Annotated in this window: 17 protein-coding genes; 7 read left to right on the top strand and 10 right to left on the bottom strand. The window is 45.3% G+C overall.

Going from position 1 to position 23,214, the window contains the following annotated elements; all coding sequences use genetic code 11:
* Nucleotides 1–248: 248 nt before the first annotated feature.
* The 4 genes from NBH14_RS22075 (at nucleotide 249) to NBH14_RS22060 (ending at nucleotide 9,484) form a co-directional block, all read left to right on the top strand.
* Entirely contained in the window at nucleotides 249–3,371 is a 3,123-nt protein-coding gene (locus NBH14_RS22075; RefSeq protein ID WP_186961183.1) for a SusC/RagA family TonB-linked outer membrane protein, read from the top strand.
* Between the two features lie 22 nt (nucleotides 3,372–3,393).
* Nucleotides 3,394–5,175, top strand: a complete 1,782-nt coding sequence (locus tag NBH14_RS22070; RefSeq protein WP_186961184.1) for a RagB/SusD family nutrient uptake outer membrane protein — start codon at nucleotides 3,394–3,396, stop codon at nucleotides 5,173–5,175.
* 187 nt (nucleotides 5,176–5,362) lie between these two features.
* Nucleotides 5,363–5,917, top strand: a complete 555-nt coding sequence (locus NBH14_RS22065) for a DUF3332 domain-containing protein (RefSeq protein WP_128135654.1) — start codon at nucleotides 5,363–5,365, stop codon at nucleotides 5,915–5,917.
* Between the two features lie 186 nt (nucleotides 5,918–6,103).
* The gene (locus NBH14_RS22060) at nucleotides 6,104–9,484 is read left to right on the top strand and encodes a glycoside hydrolase family 2 TIM barrel-domain containing protein (RefSeq protein ID WP_186961185.1); all 3,381 of its coding nucleotides are present in this window, start codon (nucleotides 6,104–6,106) and stop codon (nucleotides 9,482–9,484) included.
* A gap of 944 nt (nucleotides 9,485–10,428) precedes the next feature.
* Here the strand turns inward: NBH14_RS22060 and NBH14_RS22055 are convergent.
* The 4 genes from NBH14_RS22055 to NBH14_RS22040 form a co-directional block, all read right to left on the bottom strand.
* Nucleotides 10,429–11,286: a TIGR01777 family oxidoreductase gene (locus NBH14_RS22055; RefSeq protein WP_186961186.1), complete on the bottom strand. Its 858-nt coding sequence runs from the start codon at nucleotides 11,284–11,286 to the stop codon at nucleotides 10,429–10,431.
* A 62-nt stretch (nucleotides 11,287–11,348) separates the two neighbouring features.
* Entirely contained in the window at nucleotides 11,349–11,975 is a 627-nt protein-coding gene (locus NBH14_RS22050) for a hypothetical protein (protein WP_186961187.1), read from the bottom strand.
* Between the two features lie 2 nt (nucleotides 11,976–11,977).
* Nucleotides 11,978–12,961: a redoxin domain-containing protein gene (locus NBH14_RS22045; protein WP_186961188.1), complete on the bottom strand. Its 984-nt coding sequence runs from the start codon at nucleotides 12,959–12,961 to the stop codon at nucleotides 11,978–11,980.
* 36 nt (nucleotides 12,962–12,997) lie between these two features.
* Nucleotides 12,998–13,771, bottom strand: a complete 774-nt coding sequence (locus NBH14_RS22040; protein WP_186961189.1) for an EFR1 family ferrodoxin — start codon at nucleotides 13,769–13,771, stop codon at nucleotides 12,998–13,000.
* 90 nt (nucleotides 13,772–13,861) lie between these two features.
* Here NBH14_RS22040 and NBH14_RS22035 point away from each other — a divergent pair, with 90 nt between their 5' ends.
* Together NBH14_RS22035 and NBH14_RS22030 are read left to right on the top strand one after the other, a co-directional pair.
* Complete coding sequence (locus NBH14_RS22035) at nucleotides 13,862–14,116, top strand: hypothetical protein (RefSeq protein ID WP_186961190.1); 255 nt, start codon at nucleotides 13,862–13,864, stop codon at nucleotides 14,114–14,116.
* A gap of 1 nt (nucleotide 14,117) precedes the next feature.
* Complete coding sequence (locus NBH14_RS22030) at nucleotides 14,118–14,423, top strand: type II toxin-antitoxin system RelE/ParE family toxin (RefSeq protein ID WP_186961197.1); 306 nt, start codon at nucleotides 14,118–14,120, stop codon at nucleotides 14,421–14,423.
* 53 nt (nucleotides 14,424–14,476) lie between these two features.
* Here the strand turns inward: NBH14_RS22030 and NBH14_RS22025 are convergent, their stop codons facing one another.
* Genes NBH14_RS22025 through NBH14_RS22010 form a run of 4 tightly spaced genes read right to left on the bottom strand, consistent with a single transcriptional unit; the run spans nucleotide 14,477 to nucleotide 20,374 of the window.
* Nucleotides 14,477–15,733, bottom strand: coding sequence for a TolC family protein (locus NBH14_RS22025; protein ID WP_186961191.1), 1,257 nt, complete (start codon nucleotides 15,731–15,733; stop codon nucleotides 14,477–14,479).
* 15 nt (nucleotides 15,734–15,748) lie between these two features.
* Nucleotides 15,749–18,859 (bottom strand): efflux RND transporter permease subunit, encoded by a 3,111-nt coding sequence (locus NBH14_RS22020; RefSeq protein WP_186961192.1) that lies wholly within the window; start codon nucleotides 18,857–18,859, stop codon nucleotides 15,749–15,751.
* Between the two features lie 5 nt (nucleotides 18,860–18,864).
* On the bottom strand, nucleotides 18,865–19,974 hold the full coding sequence (locus tag NBH14_RS22015) for an efflux RND transporter periplasmic adaptor subunit (RefSeq protein ID WP_186961193.1): 1,110 nt from the start codon (nucleotides 19,972–19,974) through the stop codon (nucleotides 18,865–18,867).
* 46 nt (nucleotides 19,975–20,020) lie between these two features.
* Entirely contained in the window at nucleotides 20,021–20,374 is a 354-nt protein-coding gene (locus NBH14_RS22010) for a DUF8478 family putative metalloprotein (protein ID WP_250817759.1), read from the bottom strand.
* 144 nt (nucleotides 20,375–20,518) lie between these two features.
* On the opposite strand from NBH14_RS22010, the gene NBH14_RS22005 reads away from it, so the two are divergent.
* The gene (locus tag NBH14_RS22005; protein WP_128134213.1) at nucleotides 20,519–22,072 is read left to right on the top strand and encodes a M28 family metallopeptidase; all 1,554 of its coding nucleotides are present in this window, start codon (nucleotides 20,519–20,521) and stop codon (nucleotides 22,070–22,072) included.
* A 7-nt stretch (nucleotides 22,073–22,079) separates the two neighbouring features.
* Here NBH14_RS22005 and NBH14_RS22000 read toward each other — a convergent pair whose 3' ends face one another.
* On the bottom strand, nucleotides 22,080–22,280 hold the full coding sequence (locus tag NBH14_RS22000; RefSeq protein WP_186961195.1) for a hypothetical protein: 201 nt from the start codon (nucleotides 22,278–22,280) through the stop codon (nucleotides 22,080–22,082).
* A 32-nt stretch (nucleotides 22,281–22,312) separates the two neighbouring features.
* Nucleotides 22,313–22,618, bottom strand: coding sequence for a DUF4491 family protein (locus NBH14_RS21995; RefSeq protein WP_010802445.1), 306 nt, complete (start codon nucleotides 22,616–22,618; stop codon nucleotides 22,313–22,315).
* Nucleotides 22,619–23,214 lie beyond the last annotated feature (596 nt).

Raw genomic sequence — 23,214 nt, 5'->3', positions numbered from 1 at the left:
ACACCGCAAATATAGTATATTTTTTATTATCAATGCCTAAATATATTAAAATTAATTACGATCCACAAGAACTTAAGTCGAATATGTTAATTATTAATTACACAATTAAGTTAACATGCTTTTTTCTATCTGTTACCAATTTTACCCTAAATAGCTGATTCACTAACGATTAGTTCTAACACACAAGACATAGTTCTGCTAGAACTATGATAACCTCTAACTAGTATTAATTATTAATCAAAAAACACATGAATTACAGGTCTATTTTAAAGCAAAATCAAGTTTCTTTGCTTTTAATCGCACTTGCTTTTCCTGTTTCTGTAACCACATCTTCCTTGTACGCAGCTACAACAGATGTATCTATTACCCAACAGCAAAAAGCCATAAGTGGAGTCATTTTTGACGGAGCAATGAATGAACCACTGATCGGTGCCAATGTCATTGTCAAAGGCACAACCAATGGAACTGTTACAGATTTGGATGGCAAATTCACTCTGGAAGCAAATCCTAATGACATCCTGGTTATCAGCAGCATCGGTTTTAAAACCATTGAGATCAAAGCCTCAGAAGCTACTAAAGGAAAAATCATCCTGAGTGAAGACTCACAAGCCCTGGATGAAGTTGTTATTGTAGGTTATGGTACACAAAAGAAAGTAAATCTTACCGGAGCCGTCGCCTCTGTAAGCTCTGAAGAATTAAAGGAACGTGTAAATACGAATGTATTGGCATCCGTACAGGGACAGGTTCCGGGCGTTACAATTATCAGCCGTCCCGGTGCAGCACCATCCATTAACTTCCGTGGACGTGGTAACCTGGGTACCTCATCACCGCTTTTCGTGATTGACGGGGCGATTGCCGATGCCACTGTCTTTTCTGCTCTCGATCCGAACACTATCGAAAGCGTATCCTTCCTGAAGGATGCCGCATCTTCCGCTATTTACGGTTCACGTGCCGCTTATGGTGTTGTTATGGTTAAAACCAAAGGTGGTAAAGAAGGCGACCTGAAGGTAAATTATAATGGATACTTCGGCGTAAAAATGGCTACATACACACCGAAAGTTCTTAGTTCCGAATGGTATGCCCGGTTGGCTAACGAAGCTGCATTAAATGACAATCCCAATGCACAAGTCCCTTATACAGATGAAATGATCCAGAAATTCCGTGACGGATCGGATCCGGATATGTACCCGAATACCAACTGGTACGATCTTGTATTGGATGATGTATCTACAATCACAAAGCATTCGTTGAGCTTCAGTGGCGGTAACAAAGTAAAATATTATACCGGCTTAGGATATACTTTCGACGACAAATTCACGCCGGGAGCAAATAGTAATCGTTACAACCTGACTACAAATATATCTTCAGACATCAAGTCATGGGTTTCAATGCGTGCCAACATCAATTATATCCAGGATGATAACAAATCGGATAAAGGAGGAATCAGTTACGTTGAATTACTGACAGTTCCGTCCACATATGTTGCCAAACAAAGTAACGGAGAATGGGGTAGTTATGAAGGAGGAAAACCTGCTTCTACCGTAAATATGCTTCGTAACCCGTTGCGCAAACAAAACCAAGGTAACTGGTCAAAAAACAAAACGACCAATACGCTTCTTAACCTGGCGCTGGACTTCAAACCCGTGAAAGGTCTTGTTTTAACCGGTGAAATGATCTATAAAGTGTATGACTACAAAGGTACCACCTACGATGCCAGCACTTCTAAGATCAAAGACTTCAAAACCGGGCTGGAACTGAACGGCTCACAGACAGACGAGTCGAAAATGACTTACGAATGGATCGAACATAACCGATTGACATATAACGGACTTGCCAACTATGAATGGAGTAATGACAAACATAGTTTCAATGTATTAGCCGGTGTTTCCTATGAACATTATCAATACCAGAAACAAAAATCGTATCGCAAAAACTTCCCGACCAATAATATGACCGACCTGAATGGCGGTTCAAGCGCACCGAACGACACCGGTACGGAAGGAGGCTCAAACGAAAACAAGATGCTTTCATACTTCGGGCGTGTCAACTACAGTTTTATGGATCGTTATCTGTTGGAAGCCAACTTACGTACAGACGGTTCTTCCCGTTTCCACAAAGATCATCGCTGGGGTATCTTCCCGTCATTCTCTGCCGGGTGGCGTATCAATCAGGAAGCATTCATGCAGGATGTAAGCTGGATCAATAACCTGAAACTACGTGCTTCATGGGGTATGTTGGGTAATATTAATAATGTAGGCGATTACGATTATTTCTCTACTTATCAGCAAGGGGGCAATTATAATTTTGAAGATGGTATCGTAAACGGTATCCAGGAAGCTAAACCGGCCAACACAACTTTAGGCTGGGAAAAGGTTGCCATTACAGATGTCGGTCTGGACTTTTCTATCTTCAACGGATTAATTGATTTCACAGGTGACTATTACAATAAAGTAACCAACGACATCCTGTTAGGTTACAACGTACCTTACGAAGTGGGTATTTATAAAGATTTTAAACCCTCACAAAATATCGGTAGCGTCAGCAACAAAGGTATTGAGTTCGGTATCACGCACAACAAAACAATCGGTGACTTCTCCTACTCTGTCGGTTTTAACATGAGTAAGAACTGGAACAAAATTACCGACTTGGGCGCATCCGATCCGATTTACGAAGATCCATGGATCAAGAAGGTGGGTTATGCAATCGGAACATTCTACGGCTGGCGTACAGATGGCTTGTTAAGCCAGGAAGACATCGATAGCGGAAACTATGTAACAGATGGTATGACTCCCCAGGCCGGTGACATCAAATATGTCGATCTGAACGGAGACGGAAAACTCGATGCAGAAGACAAAGACTTCCTGGCCTGCGACGTTCCGGACATTACCTATGGTATCAATATCAACCTCCGTTATAAAGGATTTGAACTTAGTGCATTCGGACAGGGCGTTAGCGGTACAAAACAGTATTTCTGGCAGGAACAAGCCTGGGCATTCTCCGACAATGCCAGTCCGCGCGAATATCACCTGAAAAGATGGACACTGGATAATCCGAATCCGAACGCCGCTTATCCGAGAATCTATTCCCGTACAAGCGCACACTCGACATACAATAACCGTTTCTCTGAATACTGGCTGATGAATACCGACTATTTCCGCATCAAAACAATTACGCTCGGCTACACATTCAATAAGAAAACACTGGAAGCCTTAAAAATGGATGCCCTGAAAGTATATGTTGCAGCAGAAAATCCGTTCACGATCCGTGCAGACAAGAGAATGGAAGATTTTGACCCGGAAACCGGAAACGGTCGCGGACAAGATACAAGAGGTATTTCTTCTATCGCACTGGGAGTTAACCTGACATTTTAATTGATTGTAAAGAATTAGACATATGAAAAATATAAATAAACTATTCAAAAGCATCGCATTCTGTACGATAATAGGTGCAACTGTCACAAGCTGTGATTTAGAGGTTGAGCCGCCTTCAAGTATTGCTTCCGAAACATACTGGACATCGGAAAAGGATGCCTGGATGAACCTGAATGTAATCTACTCCAATACGATTCCGGGAATCGGCATCTATGACGATACTTATTCTCCGGATGCATATTGCCAGTATTCATGGGAATCAAGCGGTTCCACTTTCCTGCAAAATGGAATGAGTGCCGCTTACGATGCCGGCTGGAACTTCGAAACGATCCGTAAAGCAAACCTATTTTTATCACAAATAGAGAGTTGCCCTATGGACGAAGACCTAAAAGCACGTTTCATAGCTGAAGCCCGCGTTATGAGGGCATGGCAATACCTGTCACTTACACAGACTTTCGGTAAAGTGCCTCTGATCACAGAAGTTCTTCCCTATGATGCTGAAAATGTGACACGTGACGAAGTAAGCGTTATCCGCGAATTTATCATGAAGGAACTAACAGAAGGGGCAGCAGGTTTACCTGATAAATACTCAGGAGGTTATCCGAATGAAAAAGGCCGCATCACCAAATATGCAGCACTATCCCTGAAAGCCAGAGCCGCACTGAATTTCGGAGATTACGCAACTGCCGAAAGCACAGCCAAAGACATCATGGATAACGGAGGTTTCTCTTTGTTCCGCATCTCTTCACTAAGCGATGCACAGCAAAAAGAAGCTGATGAAATGGACCTATATGTTGATTTCGCCAAATTCAATATCGACAAGGATAAATTCGTAAAGGGAATGTTTAGCTACGAAACACTGTGGCACACAGAGAATGGCAATACGGACAACCCCGAATATATCATGACCCGTCAATATGCTGCATCCGACTGGGATTATCAGGATATGGTACGATATACTAGTATGCGCCCAAACCAGCTGGGTGGATGGTCTTCCGTCACTCCTACCCAGAATTTGGTTGACACATACTGGGCCGTAGACGGCAGTAAGCCTAGTCTTCCTTCTAAAACAGAACGTGCCTCCAACTATACGGAACTGAGAAAGGAAGCAGATGAATTCATTGCAGCCGACAATAAAAACACCTTTCGTCTTTTTGTTGAGAACAAAGTAAAAAGCGGAGAGATTAAGAATGAGAAATACATCAGCGAATACCGTAACCGCGACAGTCGTTTGTATGTATCCATTATGTTACCATTCAAAGGATGGTATGAAACAAATTATGGAACGGATTTCGCTTACGAATGGATAAAAGGTGGTAACAATGAATCTAAAACAGGATTCAACTTCCGCAAAACATTGCCTCTGGAAAATGACCCGTCCGGATACGGACAAGCCACAGGAGATTATCCATGCATTCGCTATGGAGAGATCTTGCTGATCTTTGCCGAAGCCAGAACGCAAACAACCGGTTTCGACGGACAAGTGCAGGCCGCATTAAATGAACTGCGCGACCGCTGCGGTATGCCGAACGTCCCGACCTCTTTATCCAAGGAACAAGGACTTGAACTAATCCGTAACGAACGCAGGATCGAACTGGCAGCTGAAGGATTCCGCCTGGATGACATGATTCGCTACGGTGCCGCCTATTGCAAAGAACAGATCGACAATGTAGATATCACCATGCCGGACGGAGAAAAAGTGATTACTATGAAATGGGATAATCGTATGCTGTTGAAAGCAATACCTCAATCGGCTATCGACCTGAACCCTCTTTTGAAAGCAGATCAGAATCCGGGGTATTAATCCTTGAAATATATTATATTAGTAAATGTGCCGGAAGAATATCCGGCACATTTCATATACACTCAAAACATCTGAAACTGCAAAGAAGAACCATCAAGCAAACCCGAAATAATAAAGAAACAGTAAGTTAGGATAGAAAATAATTGTTATCTTCGTCCCCAAATTAACTACTAACAATTTATAATTCATGAGGAAAAAAGGTTTAACGTTATTAGTGGCAACTACTTTAGCCAGCAGTGTTCTATTTTCATCTTGCATCGGATCATTCGGCTTAACTAACAAACTTCTTGACTGGAATAAAAATATTGACAGTAAGTTCGTTAACGAATTAGTATTCATTGCATTCTGGATCGTCCCCGTATATGAAATTTCTGCACTTGCAGACATACTGGTCCTGAACTCCATCGAATTCTGGAGCGGAGATAATCCTGTTGCCGATGCCGGAACAGTAAAAACAATCAATGGAAAAGACGGTGTTTACACGGTTGAAACCAAGAAAGACGGATACCATATCCAAAAAGAAGGTGAAGAAAAGGCAATTGACCTTGTATTCAACGAAAGCGATAAAAGCTGGAGCGTAGAAGCTGACGGTGAAGCTACAAAACTGTTAAAGTTCAAAGACAACGACGAAGTTGTCATGTACCTGCCGGATGGTAAGGAAATGAATGTTGAATTAAACCAGGCAGGTGTATTGGCATTCCGCCAGGTAGCTGAAGGTTATTCTTTTTACGCAGCAAAATAAGAAACAACATTTGAATGGAGGTGTATCAAAAGTCACTATCCTGTCATCCCGGGCTTAACCCGGGATCCCATACTAACAATGTACATTAACGTAGTATGAGTTGGCGGATCAAGTCCGCCATGACAAAACTGGCTGTTGTAACACCTCCATTTTTTTATCAGATACTACCAACCTAAATAAATACAAATGAAACACTTGGTTAAGAAAGCAATGCTCACCGGAGCATTCGGTTGCTTCCTTTTGGGTACTGCATTGGCTGATAATGCGACTGCATCCCAGGACACGAAGCCTTACTGGCAGGACGTTCAGGTCGTTGCCGTAAACAAAGAACTGCCGCGCAGCTCGTTTATGACGTACGGCGACCGTTCGACAGCCCTTACTTCACGTTTTGAAAAGAGTCCCTACTATTCATTACTGAACGGAACCTGGAAATTCTATTTTGTAGACTCCTACAAAGATCTTCCGGCAAATATCACAGATCCTTCCACAAGCACTTCTTCCTGGGATGATATTACCGTGCCGGGTAACTGGGAGCTTCAAGGACATGGTACAGCCATCTATACAAACCATGGCTACGAGTTCAAACCCCGTAACCCGCAGCCTCCGTTATTGCCGGAAGCAACTCCGGTAGGCGTTTACCGTCGTGATTTCGAAATCCCGGCAAACTGGGACGGACGTGATGTGTATCTGCACATTGCAGGTGCCAAATCAGGCCTATACGTTTATGTGAACGGCAAGGAAGTCGGATACAGCGAAGATTCTAAAAATCCGGCAGAGTTCCTGATTAACGACTATCTGCAACCGGGAAAGAATGTTCTTACCCTGAAGATATTCAGATGGAGCACCGGTTCATATCTGGAATGCCAGGACTTCTGGCGCATCAGCGGTATCGAACGTGATGTATTCCTGTGGTCACAACCCAAGATTGCAGTAAACGATTTCCGCGTAATCTCTACCTTGGACGATACTTATAAAAACGGGATCTTCAACCTGGCCGTAGACATCAAAAACCATACGAAAGCAGCAAAAGACATCACTGTATCTTACGAACTGCTGGATGCAAAAGGACAGACTGTTGCAACTGCCGACAACAAGTTATGGGTCGGAGCCAACAGTATCAAGACAGCTTCTTTTGAAAAAGAGCTGAACGATGTCGCCACCTGGAGTGCTGAACATCCGAATCTTTACAAACTGTTGATGACGGTAAAGGAAGACGGTAAAGTAACGGAAGTCATTCCTTCGAACGTTGGTTTCCGCCGCATCGAAATCAAACCGATTGACCAGATTGCCGGCAACGGGAAACCCTACACCGTGCTATTGTTCAACGGACAGCCGATTAAGTTCAAAGGGGTGAATATCCACGAACATAACCCACAGACTGGCCACTATATGACAGAAGAACTGATGCGTAAAGACTTCGAACTGATGAAGAAAAACAACATCAACTCTGTACGTTTGTGCCACTATCCGCAGGACCGTCGGTTCTATGAACTCTGCGACGAATACGGATTATATGTCTATGATGAAGCCAACGTGGAATCGCACGGTATGTATTATAGCCTGAGCAAAGGCGGTTCGTTGGGTAACAATCCGGAATGGTTGCTGCCGCACATGGACCGTACGATGAATATGTACGAACGTAACAAGAACTATCCGTCGGTAACTATCTGGTCTTTGGGTAACGAAGCCGGTAACGGATATAACTTCTACCAGACTTATTTGTATGTAAAGAATAAAGAAAAAGGATCAATGAACCGTCCGGTCAACTACGAACGTGCTCTTTGGGAATGGAATACCGACATGTATGTACCGCAGTATCCAAGTGCTGGATGGCTGGAAGAAATCGGAAAAGAAGGTAGCGACCGTCCGATAGCTCCTTCCGAATATGCCCATGCCATGGGTAACTCGACCGGTAACCTTTGGGGACAGTGGAAAGCTATCTACAAATATCCGAACCTCCAGGGTGGTTGGATTTGGGACTGGGTAGACCAGGGACTTCTCGTTAAGGATGAAAACGGCAAAGACTATTATGCTTACGGTGGCGACTTCGGTGTAAATATGCCTAGCGACGGTAATTTCCTTTGCAACGGTATCGTAAATCCGGACCGCACTCCGCATCCGGCCATGAAAGAGGTGAAATTTACACATCAGAACGTTGGTTTCGATGCCGTGGATGTAGCTAACGGCGTGTTTAAAATCACGAACCGCTTCTACTTCACCAACCTGAAGGATTATACGATTACATATACTGTAAAAGCAAACAACAAGGTAATCAAGAGTGATAAAGTTTCACTTGACCTGGCTCCGCAGGCTTCACAGGAAATCACTGTTCCCGTAGCAGGTCTGAAACCACAGGCCGGTGTCGATTATCTGGTTAATTTCGTTGTTACTTCTAACAAACAGGAAGGTGTAATTCCTGCCGGTTACGAAATCGCTCAGGACCAGTTCCGCTTACCGATAGAAGCCGATAAAGTTGCTTATAAGGCAGGTGGTCCTAAACTGGCCGTATCAGAAGAAGGTGACAATGTAAAAGTTACATCTTCCAAGGTGAACTTCGTGTTCGACAAGAAGTCAGGTGTTGTTAGTTCCTATAAGGTGGGTGGCACGGAATATTTCAACGAAGGCTTCGGTATCCAGCCGAACTTCTGGCGTGCTCCTAACGACAATGACTACGGAAGCGGTAACCCGAAACGTTTAGAAATATGGGAACTGTCAAGTCGTAACTTCAACGTGACTAAGGCTGCTGCCGAAATCGTCGACGGAAATGCCATCGTAAATGTGGAATATAAATTACCGGCCGGTAACGAATTCCTTATCACTTATAAGATTTATCCGGACGGTGTAATGAATGTGGCTACCCACTTCACCCCGGCTCATCTGGATGGCGTAAAGATTGGAATCTCCGAAGCGACTGCCACTGCTACGTTTTCACCCGGACGTGACAAAGTCAGCGACCGTGACAAAATGGTTGTTCCCCGTATCGGCGTACGTTTCCGTCTGCCGGTGACTATGGACCAACTGGAATATTTCGGTCGCGGACCAGTAGAAAATTATTGGGACCGTAAAGCCGGTTACATGATCGGGCAATACAAGAGCACGGCAGAAGAGCAATACTTCCCCTATGTTCGTCCGCAGGAAAACGGTCACCATTGCGATACCCGCTGGCTCACATTAGGCGGCAAAGGCAAGAACCTGTTAATCGTTGCTGACGATGATATGGAATTCAACGCCATGCGTAACTCCGTAGAAGATTTCGATGCCGGTAAGACAACCAACCGTCCGTACCAGTGGAACAACTTCACACAGGAAGAAATCAACAACCGTCCGAACATCGGTCCGTACGATAAACCTCGCCAGACACACATCAATGATATTACCCCGCGTAACTTCGTTGAAGTATGTGTTGACCTGAAACAACAGGGACTGGCCGGTTACGACAGTTGGTATTCACGTCCTGAACCTGAATATACATTACCTGCTGACAAGGAATACAAGTGGGGCTTCACTTTAATCCCGGCAGAAAATGCCAGCAGCGCACAAAAGAAAGCGGGCTATAGCTACAAATAAATAAAGCAATCATAAGATAGAAAGGGGACTCTGTGTATTCAGGGCCCCCTTTTTTATATTATGTGAATTCGGTATAACTAATTTAGAAATATTTGAACTATCGGTTTATAGTGACAATGTGGACCCGAAGGGTTCAACCATAGCATGTTGTTCGCCCCTTTCAGGGACGTCCATCCGGCGGATATTTTAATCCCCCGGCTTCACCGGGGGCTATTCACAGTCAGTCCCTTCGGGACAAAAATATCGTCTGTGATAATCCGCGTGTTCCGCGTTGTCCGTGTTCCATTCTCTTGGTTCATATCTGATAATAACTGAAACAAATTAATTCCGCGAACAGGTAAATAAACAGAATAGAAAGATACTACACAAAGTTTTGTATATTTATCTGCCATCTGCAACCAATCCATATAACACACTGTATATATGCCATATAGATGGTGACAGATACCTGATTTTATCTGCAACCACATCTGCCATCTACCACTCTTTAATTGATATTATTCTGAAGCGTTTACTATATATGCAGGTGACAGATGGCAGATACAGTGGCAGATAAATACACTGCATCTGCAACCCCTAATTTATTGGTAATTAATAATATATCCGAGATAGTAACAGATGGCAGATGTTTTTGTAAAACATTATGTATTATATTTGTATCAGCTTAGAGAAATTGTCACTGAATATTATCTCAAAAGTTACTACTTATTATCACTAAAGTCACTGCTAACTAATGCATAAGTCGTTAGCAAGTATTACTACCCTGTACAGGATAGCCGATTACGGTGTACAGGTTGTTCGACTAAGGTGTACACCCTAATCCACCAGGGTGTACAGGATAATTTTACTGAGTCAGGACTTTAGAGATAGAAGTTAAGGAGGTATGTAATTGTTTATCCTTTACTTCTTTATAATAGATGAAAGAAGTAATCTTTCCGTGCCTACTACATCATGAAACTAAGTAACGCCAGCCGTATATCCGAATAACGGAATACATACCCTGCTGAAAGTAGCCGCGCCGGATAAGCCTGTTGTCCTTTGGTGATTAATTCTTCTCCCTCTCCATAGAGATACCTGAATACTCTCCGGGGAAGGGGTAACCATGCCGGGCGATGCATCACTTCGGCAACCACCTTTGTAAAGGCCCGGTTCGTCAGTGGTTGGGGAGCAACCAGATTGACAACTCCCGATAAATCCTTATGTTCGATAATAAACTGCATGGCATGCAGCACATCTTCTATATGTATCCAGGAGAATCCCTGTTTGCCGGAAGCAATCTTTCCTCCGACAAAAAAGCGGAATGGAAGCAACATCTTAGGTAATGCCCCTCCATCCTTTGACAATACAACCCCAAAACGGGCTACCACCAACCGGATGTCTCTCGACAACTTCTGCGCCTCATCTTCCCAACGGATACAGACATCAGACAGGAAACCCGTTCCCACAGACGTACTGCTTTCTGAATAAATACCGTTATCCGGATAAATGCCGATGGCTGATGCGGAGATAAATACCTCCGGCTTCACCTCCATCTCATTGATGATAGATACCAGCCGCCTGGTAGTATAAATACGGCTGTTCATTATTTTACGTTTGGCTTTCCTTGTCCAACGCTGGTTTATCGTAGCTCCGGCCAAATTGATTACAACATCACATCCGGTCAATGCCTGTTTCAGCTTTTCGTCCGACCTCGAACGGAACATCGCATGTTTCAAAGGGACAACGACATCTCCGCCAACAGATAGAAACTCTGTCAGATGCTGTCCTATAAAACCTGAATTACCGCTGATTGCAATTCTCATCTCCTTCTTCTTCAATATTATTCTTCAATAATAAAACAAGAAGGGTTTATAGTTTGTTGTAACTAGTTGGATGACAATTGTATTAAAGGTTGTAATTCTTGTTCAAAAATTTCTTTACTGATAATACGGTAATGCGGAGAGTAACTGTCTTCAAACGCTTTACTGTGATGGCCGACATATTCGCCGCGTTCCAGGCGGTCGTCAATCTCTTTCCTGTCATTCTCATAGTCCGGCAAGGATAGGTTCATCGAACGGATAATCGCCTCAATCCGGTTCCATTCTTTTTGCCATTCGGCTACGGTAACCGGACGGATGCCGTTCACACTACGGATAAAAGCATCAAAAAAGGTCTGGTAAGGAATCTGTCCGTTCTTTATCACCGATAAGTTTACCCGGTAGAAATTACCCTCCCAACCGGTCGGCTCTGCAATCTCCCCTTCCGTTTCCGTATAAGAAGCCATTTCGCGGCGAAGATAATTACCGGCGGCTGTTGTGTCGCTGACGATATGCCCCGGACCGAACTTATCCTGGAAAAAGTTCTTGTACAAATCTTTCAACGTTGATTTCGGATACCCCTGCATCTGCCGTTCGACGGCTGAACGGACGGCCTTATCAAAGTCAGTCTTCTCCGCCGCAGAGACCCACAGGCAGAGAAGACTGAAAAAAGAGATAAGCAGATTGCGCTTCATGCTTATTTGATTACTTCTTTTAATGTATTAGGCAAATCTTCGCCAGTGATATTCTTGGCGATGATTACACCGTCAGGATCGAGCAATACGTTTGCCGGAATGCCGCGGACACCATACAAGGCAGGTATCTCTGAATCCCAATATTTCAAATCGGAGACGTGTGTCCAGGTCAGGTTGTCATCGGCGATGGCCTTCAACCATTTGTCTTTATTGTTATCCAGGGAGATACCGATAATCGTAAAGTTCTTATCCTTGTAATCCTGGAAAGCCTTCACTACATTCGGATTCTCACGACGGCAGGGAGGACACCAGGAAGCCCAGAAATCAAGTAATACATATTTACCGCGGAAGTCTGACAGAGAGACAGCCACACCGGCTGTATCCGGCAAAGAGAACTCGGGAGCCGTCTTGCCAATCTGCACATTCTCCAACTGGCCGATGATGCCATCCAGGTCTTTTACATAAGGACAGTCAACCAGCGCCGGAGCTATCTTGGCACGGGTCGCCTTCAACTGGTCCAACGGAAGCTGATAGGTAAAATAACGATACAGGTAGAAAGCCGCAGCCGGCGAATCCGGGTACTTGCTTATCAGGCTATCTATATCGAAACCTTTCTCAAAGACCTTACTCTGGTTTTCCTGGAAAATCGTATTGACCGGAGAGTTCTGAACGATAATCGTCTCGCCGTCATTTCCGAGCGTTACGTCCATATTCGTATTCTCAACAAAGAGTTGCGCCGGATAATTCATATCCTCGGTAGCCAGGCCATACAGCAGGGGCTGGCTCACTTCTCCCTTGAATGTGAATTTACCATCCTTAATCTCGGCGGTATCCACATCGAAGAACATTTTATTACGGAACGTTTTCAGGTAAATCTTACCGTCAGGCATATTCTCCACGACTCCGTTTATCACATAACCTTTAGGCGTTTCCTGGCAACTTGCCAACAGGAACACAGCCATAACCATCATTACTAGTTGTTTCATTTTGCTTTACTTGTTTTTATAGTTGACAGGCGCAACTTATTTAACATCGGGATGATGATACCTTCCTTTCTTCAGGGTAATCTTGCCATATTCTATGGCACGTACCGGACAACGGTGGATGCAGGCAACACATTGCACGCAGGTATCCGACCAGACAGGCTTTCCTTCGGACAGCGTTATGGTCCCGGTCGGACAAACTTTCTCACACAAACCGCATGAGATGCAGGCATCCGTTACCCGAAAGGAGTTCTTCCCTATGGCAAAATTAGCAAAAAGAGGATATATCCAGTAGCTTTTCAGTCCAGGCAGGCTTCCTTTATTGTATAAATTAACGTTTTTACTTTCGCGGATAGCAGCAGCGATAGCAGCGACGGCGGCGGGCGCATCTTCCAGTTTCTGTCTTTCGACTTCCTTGCTGTCTACATCAAAACCAGGCAGGAGGATATAGTTATTCGGCATAATGACCGAGTAACCAGCCGTAAGCGTAATCCCCCGTTTAGACAAGGCTTTCTGCATCCTGTCAGCGGTATAACCGCATTCGTCGCCACAGGTGGATACAGAATATACGGGTTGCTTATCGTAGCCGGTCAGCTTCAGCTTCGAGATAAAACGGGTAACAGGGACAGCCGGTCCCCACGAATGTACGGGATAGACAAACAGCACTTTCTCATCTTCCCTGAGCGGGCAGACAATTTCCTTTTTATTGGTTTTTAACTCCTCCGCTATCGAAACGACAGGTTCTCCCAACGCGATACTCAAAGCATTCGCCACCCAACGGGAGTTTCCGGTACCTGAAAAGTAAAATATCATACGCGTATCTCTGTTTTGCCCACAAATGTAAATATAATTCAGAACTAATATCTTATCTTTGTCAAATAAGAAAACCAAAGAAGAGATATTATGACAACAATGGAATTAAATTTACGGAAACAAAACTTTACCGAGTTCATCCTTTCGATGGATGAAGAGGAGTTCACTGAATTGGAGAAATACGCTAAAGCATTATCTCTAAAAAAGGCTGCATCTAAAAGTAAGCCCTATCCCTGGGCTCTATCCGAAAAAGAATTGACATCTTGTGTTAGGGAAGCCAGGGAAGATGTCTTGTATGGGCGTTGTATTTCCGACGAAGACCTGACAAAAGAAATGGGAGAATGAACTGGTATGGACTACTTGTGCCAGAAAACAATTAAAAAACATCAAACTGTACTATAAAGAGATGGCTAGCGAAAAAGTTGCCATGTTCATTATTTTACAAATCCAGCAAACGGCACAACGACTAATTAATCAACCTTACCTGGGAAAAATAGAACCGGCATTAATAAACGAACCAGAAGGCTTCCGCTCTATTATTGAAGGCAACTATAAAATTGTTTATTGGGTTGATGGAAATGTAATACGCATTATTACCGTATTCGATACCCGGCAAACCCCTGATAAATTAAGGAGTTTACTCAATCTATAAATCAAAAAGCCCCGATAACGAATATCGGGACTTTTTGGTTTATATCCAATCTCTTACAACTCCACATCCCAAACCCCGGCACTCTTCTCCAGCTCCACCAGCGCCGCACTGTAATTGAAGAGTGTTTCTATATACTGGGCCTGCACATCATCATACGTCCGCTGGGCATCCAGTACCTCCAGGAGGGAGACTTCTCCACGGTTATAGCTGTAAATCTTTCCGTCGATTACCTCCCGGGCAGCATGAAGCATACCGTTTTCATAATGACTGACCTGCTCCATCAGCGACTGATAACTCCGGTATGCCTGCATAACCTCCGTCTGTACCTGCAACAAAGCCTGCTGATACTGCGTCTCGGCCTGCTGTTCACGGAAACGGGCGGCACGGACAGTCCCCTTATTGAAGTTGGAAAACTTCAGGGGAATGGCAATCCCGGCCGTCACCCCGGTAAAGGGCGGTGCCGGAGCCTCCTCATTATGCACCCGGGCATTCTTACTGACGGCAATAGACAGATCGACATCCGTATTCCGTTCCCGCCGGGTCGCTTTCAGGGCACGGGAAGCGACTTCCTTATTCTTCATGGCCGCTACCAGGTCGGCACGATTCATCGAAGCAGTGGAAATCAGGTCGGCAAGCACAAAATCACGGGGTGAAATCTGCAATGAAGCACCGGGGACATACAAGGTATCGAGGGCAACCGAGCCGGTCAACAGGTTCAGATTAGAAAAAGCATTATGCAAATCAGTTTCCGCCTGCAATAATTCATTTTTCAATATCCCTGCCTCCAGACGGCTCTGGATAGCATCAATCTCCATGATTTTCCCTAAAGTAAAACGGACACTGTCGCTCTCTGCCAGCTGCCGGATATTCTCATAGGCGTTCTGTTTTACCTTATATAATTCATATTGTTTCAACGCCTCCAGGTAGGAAACGGTTGCTTCGGCACGCAGGTTACGGAAATAATCGGCAAGGAGTGCCTTTGTCAACTCGCTTTCACTACGGGCCAACGCGATATTCGCTCCCCGCTTTCCGAAAGAAAACGTTTTACTCAGTTCAACCTCCACCCCTTCTCCCATTTGCAGACTTCCGTTCTCGTTGTTGAAATAAGAAACGGACAGGTTCGGGTCGTTGAATACTTTCGAAGCAACCACTTCCGCCTCGGATACATTCATATTCAAACGTTCGGCTGCATACTCCAGATTCCCTTCCGCCACCTTCTCCATATAATTGCGGTAAGAAAGGGGAACCATTTGCTGTGCACTGCCGGCCAGGCTTCCGGCAAGCAGGCACATTGTTATATAATGTCGCATAGTTACTATTTTTAATCAGACATTCGTATTCTTTACATCAGAAGATACTATCTCTTCATCCAGATAATGCTTTTCCACCAGATAGTATAAGGCAGGAAGCACATAAAGCGTAATAACGGTCGCAAACAACAGTCCGTACACAATCACCGTCGCCAGCGGACGTTGCACATCGGAACCGATACCTGTACTCAACGAGGCAGGCAGCAAACCGAGCACAGCCACCGTTGCCGTCATCAGAATCGGACGGAAACGGTGTTTCGCCCCGGTTATGATTGACTGCTTGAAACCGCGGTCACGGCTACGCAGGTTATTGATATGCGAAATCATAATCACACCGTTTTGTATAGCGACACCAATCAAGGCTATAAAACCGACGGCAGAGGATACATTCAACGTCATCCCCCGGACGTTCAATGCCAGCATCCCTCCGAAAAGGGCCAGGGGAACCACACACATCATCAAAGCCGCCTGGCGGAATTTTCCACAGGCAGCAAACAACAACAGCAGCATAATACCCAACGCCAAAGGGACTACTGCCGCCAGACGGTTATAGGCACGGTGCTGGTTCTCGAACTGACCGGCCCATTGCAGATGGACGGTGTCGTGATTATAATCTACGTCGCGGTCAATCAACCGGTTCGCTTTATTCAGAAACTCCGTCAAATCCACACCGCGCAGGTTGACATGGATGGTCAGGTGGCGCTTGTTCATCTCACGGGAGATTGTACTGGCACCGGTTGTCATTTTCACTTCGGCAACCTGCGAAAGCGGTATCTTTGCTCCGGCCCCATTCGTCAGTAACAGATTGCCGATACTTTCGGGCGAGTTACGGCTGGCGTCGTCGAAACGGCAAATGACGTCATAGCTTTTACTGCCGACGAAGATTTGCGAGATGGCTTTTCCCCCGATTGCCAGTTCAATCATATCGGCAACATCGGAGAAGTTCAGACCATATTGGGCAATACGGTCGCGGTCGGCAATAATCTGTAACTGGGGCAACGGCGGTTCCTGGTCGATAGCCACGTCGGCAGCACCGGGAATCGTTCGCAACACATTCACGACCTTATCGGCTATATGGCGGGTATCGGTAATGTCATCTCCATAAACCTTTATCGCCAGATCGCTGTGAGCACCGGCGATCTGGTCCATGACCATATCGATAATCGGCTGGGAGAAGCTGACGGTATATCCGGGCATAGTCGACAACTTTTCAGACATTTCCTCGATAAGGTCCGCCTTCGTCTTGCCGAATTTCCAGGTGTCGTAAGGCTTCAGCCCAACTCCGCATTCGATATGTGACAACGAGAAGGCTTCGGCTCCCTCATCGTCGCGTCCGACCTGTGTCATGACATAAGAGACTTCATCAAACTGTTTCAATGTTTTGCGAAGCTCCGCTCCCATCGCCTTCGACTTCTCGATAGAGATACCCGGAGGCAATTGCACCTGTACCCAGATAGCCCCTTCGTCCAAAGGCGGAAGGAAATCTTTTCCTACCGTATAGCTCAATACGCCGGCTGCCACCAGAATAAGGAACAAGGGTAACAGGACCCGCTTTGGTTTCTCCAGCAAAGCAATGATTTGCCGGTTATAAATCTCACCTAACTTTTCAAGCCAGCGGTTATGATAAATCTTCCTGGGTTTGTAATAAGCATAGAAAGCCAAGCCCGGTATCAGGAACAATGCCACAGCCAATGCCCCCAACAGGGCATAACCGACCGTATAAGCCATCGGCGTAAAGAGTTTCTTTTCGATATGCTCGAAGGCGAACAGAGGAAGATAAGCGGTGATAATAATTAATGTAGAGAAGAAGATAGGGCGGGCCACTTCGGTTGCACGGCGCAGGATTGAATCTTCCGTCAATATTTCATCGGGATGCCGTTCGCGTTTCTTCAGAATTGTTTCCATCATTACGATAGCCCCGTCTACCAGGATACCGAAGTCGATAGCTCCCAGCGAAAGCAGGTTGGCAGGAATATCGGTCAGTTGCATCAAGATAAAAGCAATCAGCAACGACAATGGGATGGTCAAGGCAACCAGCAAGGCGCCACGCCAACTTCCGAGGAACAGGATGAGCACCAGTACCACCAGCACCATACCTTCAAAAAGCGTATGGGAAACCGTATGCAATGTCGTATCCACCAGGTTCGTTCGGTCCATAAAGACATGTAGGCGAGTCCCTTTGGGAAGGGTTTCATTATTCAGTTCGTCGACCGCCTGATGCACTCCTTCCAGCACCTGCGAAGGATTCTCTCCGCGAAGCATCTGGACGATCCCTTCCACGCCGTCGGAATAATCACGGACGCCGTCGTAGAATCCCAATACCCCTTTACGTTCCAGGCTACCATATTTCAGGGTTCCCAAATCATCCAGATAGACAGGAACTCCGTTCTCAGTCTTGATAACGATACGCCCCAGGTCCTTCAAGTCTTTTACCAGTCCGATGCCGCGAATCACATAACTCAGGTCGCCACGGCTTAACATACTGCCGCCGGCATTCACATTATTCTTTTCTATCTTCTCGGTGATATCGCCCAGCGTCACATTATATTGTTCCATCTTGTGCGGGTTCACCTCTATCTGGTACTGTGTAGTGATACCGCCAAAGTTGCTGACATCGGCCACTCCCGTCACTTGCTTCAGACGGGGGATGACAACCCATTTATGCAGGTCGGTCAGTTCGCGTATATCGAGTTGGTCGCTTTCCAGTACATAACGGAAGATTTCACCGGTAGGCGAAGTCAGCGGGTTCAATCCCGGAACGGCATCATAAGGAAGTTCCACGTCTACCAGGCGTTCCTGCACACGCTGACGTGCCCAGTAATCGTCGATACCGTCATCAAAAACCAGCACGACGGTCGAGAGGCCGAAAGTATTCTTACTTCGCATCACATTCAGTCCCGGCATCCCGTTCATCGCCCTTTCAATAGGGATACTGATTTGCTGTTCTATCTCTTCCGCCGCCAGTCCCGGCACCTGGGTAACGACCTGAACGGTCGTGTCGGCAATATCCGGATAGGCATCAATGGCCAGTCGGGTCCACGAATAATATCCCACTACAGCAAGAAACAGGAATAGTACGAACATCAGCCCCCGCCGGTGTATCGCAGTATATATTATCTTCTTCATAGGATTTATCGTGCATCAAGTAAATAAAAGGCTCCGGTAGTTACAATCGTATCGCCGGAGTTCAGTCCGGTCAGGATAACCGTTTTGCCGTCTTCTGTGACGGAAGTAGTAACCTTCTGTTTGCGATAAGCATTGTTTCCCAATGAGACAAGCACATAAGCGCCTTCCTCTTCCTGAAGGATAGCCGATGTCGGGATACGGATAACGTCGGCACTTCTGTCGCATAGCTTAACCGTCCCGTACATAGCCGGTTTCATCAGGTGGGCACTGTTGTCACATTCGATGAGGACTTCAACCGAACGGGTCTCTTCGTCCAGCATTTCGCTGACATGATAAATCTTTCCGGGCAGAGGCAGGTCGGGCATGGCTACTAGACGAATCTCTACGCTGTCCAGCGATTGTATCATTCCCATATCCTTTTCCTTGACATGGGCAGCCACCCATACTTTATTCAGATTGGCTATCACGGCCACAGGTTCGGCATCTTCCTTGATATACTGGCCGATGACAATACGGTCGGTCACTATTTCGCCCGCTATCGGTGAGCGGACAATCAAAGGTTGTCCTAATACCAGGTCTTCCGGTTCTATCTGGAAGACCTTCAAAGCGGCAACAGCATTTTCATAGTCTTTCTTCTTCAATTCATAATTGACTTCCGCCTCTTCCAGTTCTTTCTGTACGCCGACCTTATTTTGTAGCAGGTCTTTTTCGCGTTTCAGGCTTTTCAAGGCCAGTTCCATCTCCTGTTTAGCCTGATAATACCCTTTTCCCGTCTCAAAGAAAGAAGGAGAACTTATCTCAAAGACCGGACTTCCGGGCGTTACCTTCTGCCCCAACCGTACAAATGATTTGGAGATACGTCCGGCAAAAGGGGAAGCAATCTCGGCATAATTGGAGGGGATAGCTTTCACCACCCCCGAAGTGGAAAACTCCAGGCGGTAAGGTTCTTTCTTCACTACGTCTGTTTTCAACCGGGATAAGATAGGTGATTTATCCCCTATTTGTATCGTGTCGCCCCGCAAAGTTACGGCAACAGCAACCTCATCGTCCTGCTTGTTCTGGTTGCAGGAACATAATACCATTGCCGGAAGCAATAGCATAAGTAATTGTTTCATATTGATTTTCTTGTATTAAATAATTCTTTTCTTCGTTGCTGGTTAATTATTTAATACGGAAAGGCGGAGCACGGAGGCTGACATTACGTACTGAACATACGGGAGTTATATACTTGTGTTGTTGAATGAACACAGAAAGAAGTACCCAGGCTGTCACCAATGTGAGACACAAGGCAGCGGCCTCCATCATGATATCATCCAGTTCTCCAATCGTATTAAAAGCAGACGAACTATGCGTATGATGCGGCAAACCGTCTGCTCCCGGAAGGAAGGGATGGGAATGGGTAATGGAATAAGTCGGGAAATAATGGGTATGGGTGAACGCAGTACCTCCTACATAGTAACTCACAAAGAGTACTATCAGCAGATATTTTGCTATGGTAGTAAAGATAGATTTCACATGCTCCCGATTTGGACACAAAGGTATCTATTTATTTTGGTAATACTTTTACAAAAAGGTAACGATTCTGTTATTATTTCCTGCATTTCATTTGGTATACGTTATTTTTATCCATTAATTTGCAAGACTTAAACAAACACTGATATGAAAAGGACTATACTTCTCTTCGCAACCATGGCCTGTATGACCATAACTTCCCTTCCGGCACAGGAGGCCGCCGTAAATAAAATCATTGAAACCGGACGTTCCGACAATCAGGTCATGAACCATCTGGACATACTGACCAACCGCTTCGGCGGACGCCCTATCGGTTCGGATGCCTATGACAACGCCACCGAATGGGTAGCCTCCAAGTTCAAAGAATGGGGGCTGGAAGTGGAGTTACAGGAAGCCGGAACTTTACCCGTCGGATTCAACCGGGGTCCGTGGTTCGGCAAACTGCTTGGTGAAAACGGGATGGAGTTGCATTTCGTCACCCCTTCCTATACCTCCGGAACGAAAGGACTTCAACGGGGACATGTACTGCTCGAACCTCTTACACAGGATGAGTTCGACCGGATGAAAGGACAGTTGAAAGGCGCCTGGATACTGGTAAACGGCAAAAACACAGGCTGGCCAATCGATTGGTCGGCAACAGCAGACTATGACCGTGCAGGTGTTATTGCAGAAAACAACACAATCGCTCAAAAAAACCGTGAGATAATGAGGGATAACTGGGTAAATAAAAAGAATACCCCCTTACTGCCTTTAAATGAAGAAAAACCGGCTCTCTTTTACAAGGAAATGTGCGAAGCCGGTGTCTTAGGTTTTATCCAATCGGCTTCTGTCCCACTGCGTGCACTTTATGATAAGAATGTCGTATTCGATAAAGATATGACCATCGAGAAACTTCCGACCGTACCCGATATCAAACTGGATGAACATCAATACGCCATCATCAAACAGATGGTAAAAGAACGCCGTTCCTTTATGCTGGAGTTCGATATACGTAACCATTTCCGCCTGGGACCGGTCAAATATTATAATGTAATCGGTTCCATAAAGGGAAGTAAACATCCGGGGGAATATGTTATGCTGAGTGGCCACCTCGATTCTTTTGATGTAGGAACCGGCGGGGTCGATGATGGTTCAGGCGTTACCCCTGTTATGGAAGCCGCCCGTCTGATTGCCACTTCAGGAGCAAAGCCTAAACGCACGATGCTTTTCTGTGCTTTTGCAGGTGAAGAATTCGGTCTGCTCGGTGCACAGGCCTGGGTTAAGGGGAATCCAAAGAAGATGGATAAAATATCGAATCTGTTCAACCGTGACGGCGGCCCTACTCCTCCGGTGGGTATTAGTGTACCGCAAGCCATGTATGATGATTTTGTGAAGATATGCGAACCGGTAAAGAAGATTAATACCGAATATCCGTTCGAAGTCAAAGTAGCCGAACCGCGTAAACAGCCGACCACCATGGGCGGTACGGATGCTTCCGTCTTTGCACTGGATGGCGTACCGACCATCGGTTTTATGGAGAAAGACATCAAAGGCTATAACTTCAGCTACGATGAGATATGGCATACGGAGCGTGACTTATACACCAAGAGCATTCCTGAATATCAACAACATGCTGCAACGGTCATGGCTATTGTCGGTCTGGGAGTAGCCAACCTCGACCATCAGCTATCACGCGAAGGATTATATCTGAAAGAAGAATAAGAGTAAATCAGGCTACCTGACGACACAAATAAGGCAGACGCCCCTGGGCATCTGCCTTATCTCTTTTACGGTTGTAAACCTTTTTCGATACATGCACCCGGTTATGACTGACCGGACGTCCGTGATTCTCTATTTCCGCTTCCCGGCTTCCCTTGCGGTTTGCCTTGATGTACTCGTCCAGCGGAGAGACTTTCTTTTTCTTCTTCATAGCTGTATTACTTTACGGCTACAAAGATACAATTATTTTTCCGGATATTGTCTTTTTGGATTTTTAGGGAACCATCCTTTCAATACGCGTTCTTCCTGCTCGAATACTTCCTTGATTGTCCAGAACGAAGAAAAGGCAAACACACCGCAGATGGCGGAGACAAAAACACTCTCTATCAGCAAAGAAGCAACCGTTCCGGCAATCCCCAGAAGAAGGAATATCCACCAGCATTTAGTCCCCCAATAATATTCAGCCTTAACAACTATCGGATGAAACAACCCGATTATCAGAAAAGTAACGATACCAATCAGTAGCCCGTCAAAATTTATCATCTCCATATTTGTATTGTTTAATATAAAACAGTTTAATCTGTCTCAACAAAGATACAAAAATCAACTGTCATTCCTCATAAAATATATCTATCTGGATATAAACATCCACAAACCGTTCACCCCTACCTGCACAACTCTTTATCTATATAACTATCCTTTATCAGTATTGCCTAAAAACCATTCGGACATATATCCAACGATTCTTTTGTCAGAGGTAGGTGCAAATAAATTTAGAGGTAGGTCTATTTTCATTTAGAGGTAGGTCTAAATCGATTTACACCTACCTCTAAATAAAAAAACATTAGTACTATCCTTTCTTTTCATCCTAGACGAAAAGGAATCATTGTAGAGAGTTTCCTTATATGATTCCTTTCTTGACAGAGGTAAGTGTTTCAATAATTATCAGATGTGAATGTTTTAGTGTCGCTGCTTGTCCTGAAAGGACTAACTGTGAATAGCCCCCGGTGAAGCCGGGGGACCCAGATATCTACCGGATGGTACGTCCCTGAAAGGGGCGAATAACAGGCTATGATTGAACCCCTTCGGGTAGGGTGTTCAGTAAAGTGTTCTCATTTTAGCATACTTTTTTTAGTGTTTGATTC

Source organism: Parabacteroides caecihominis, from assembly GCF_023656785.1.
Lineage (GTDB): Bacteria > Bacteroidota > Bacteroidia > Bacteroidales > Tannerellaceae > Parabacteroides > Parabacteroides segnis.
This window is presented reverse-complemented; position numbering and strand designations above follow the sequence as displayed.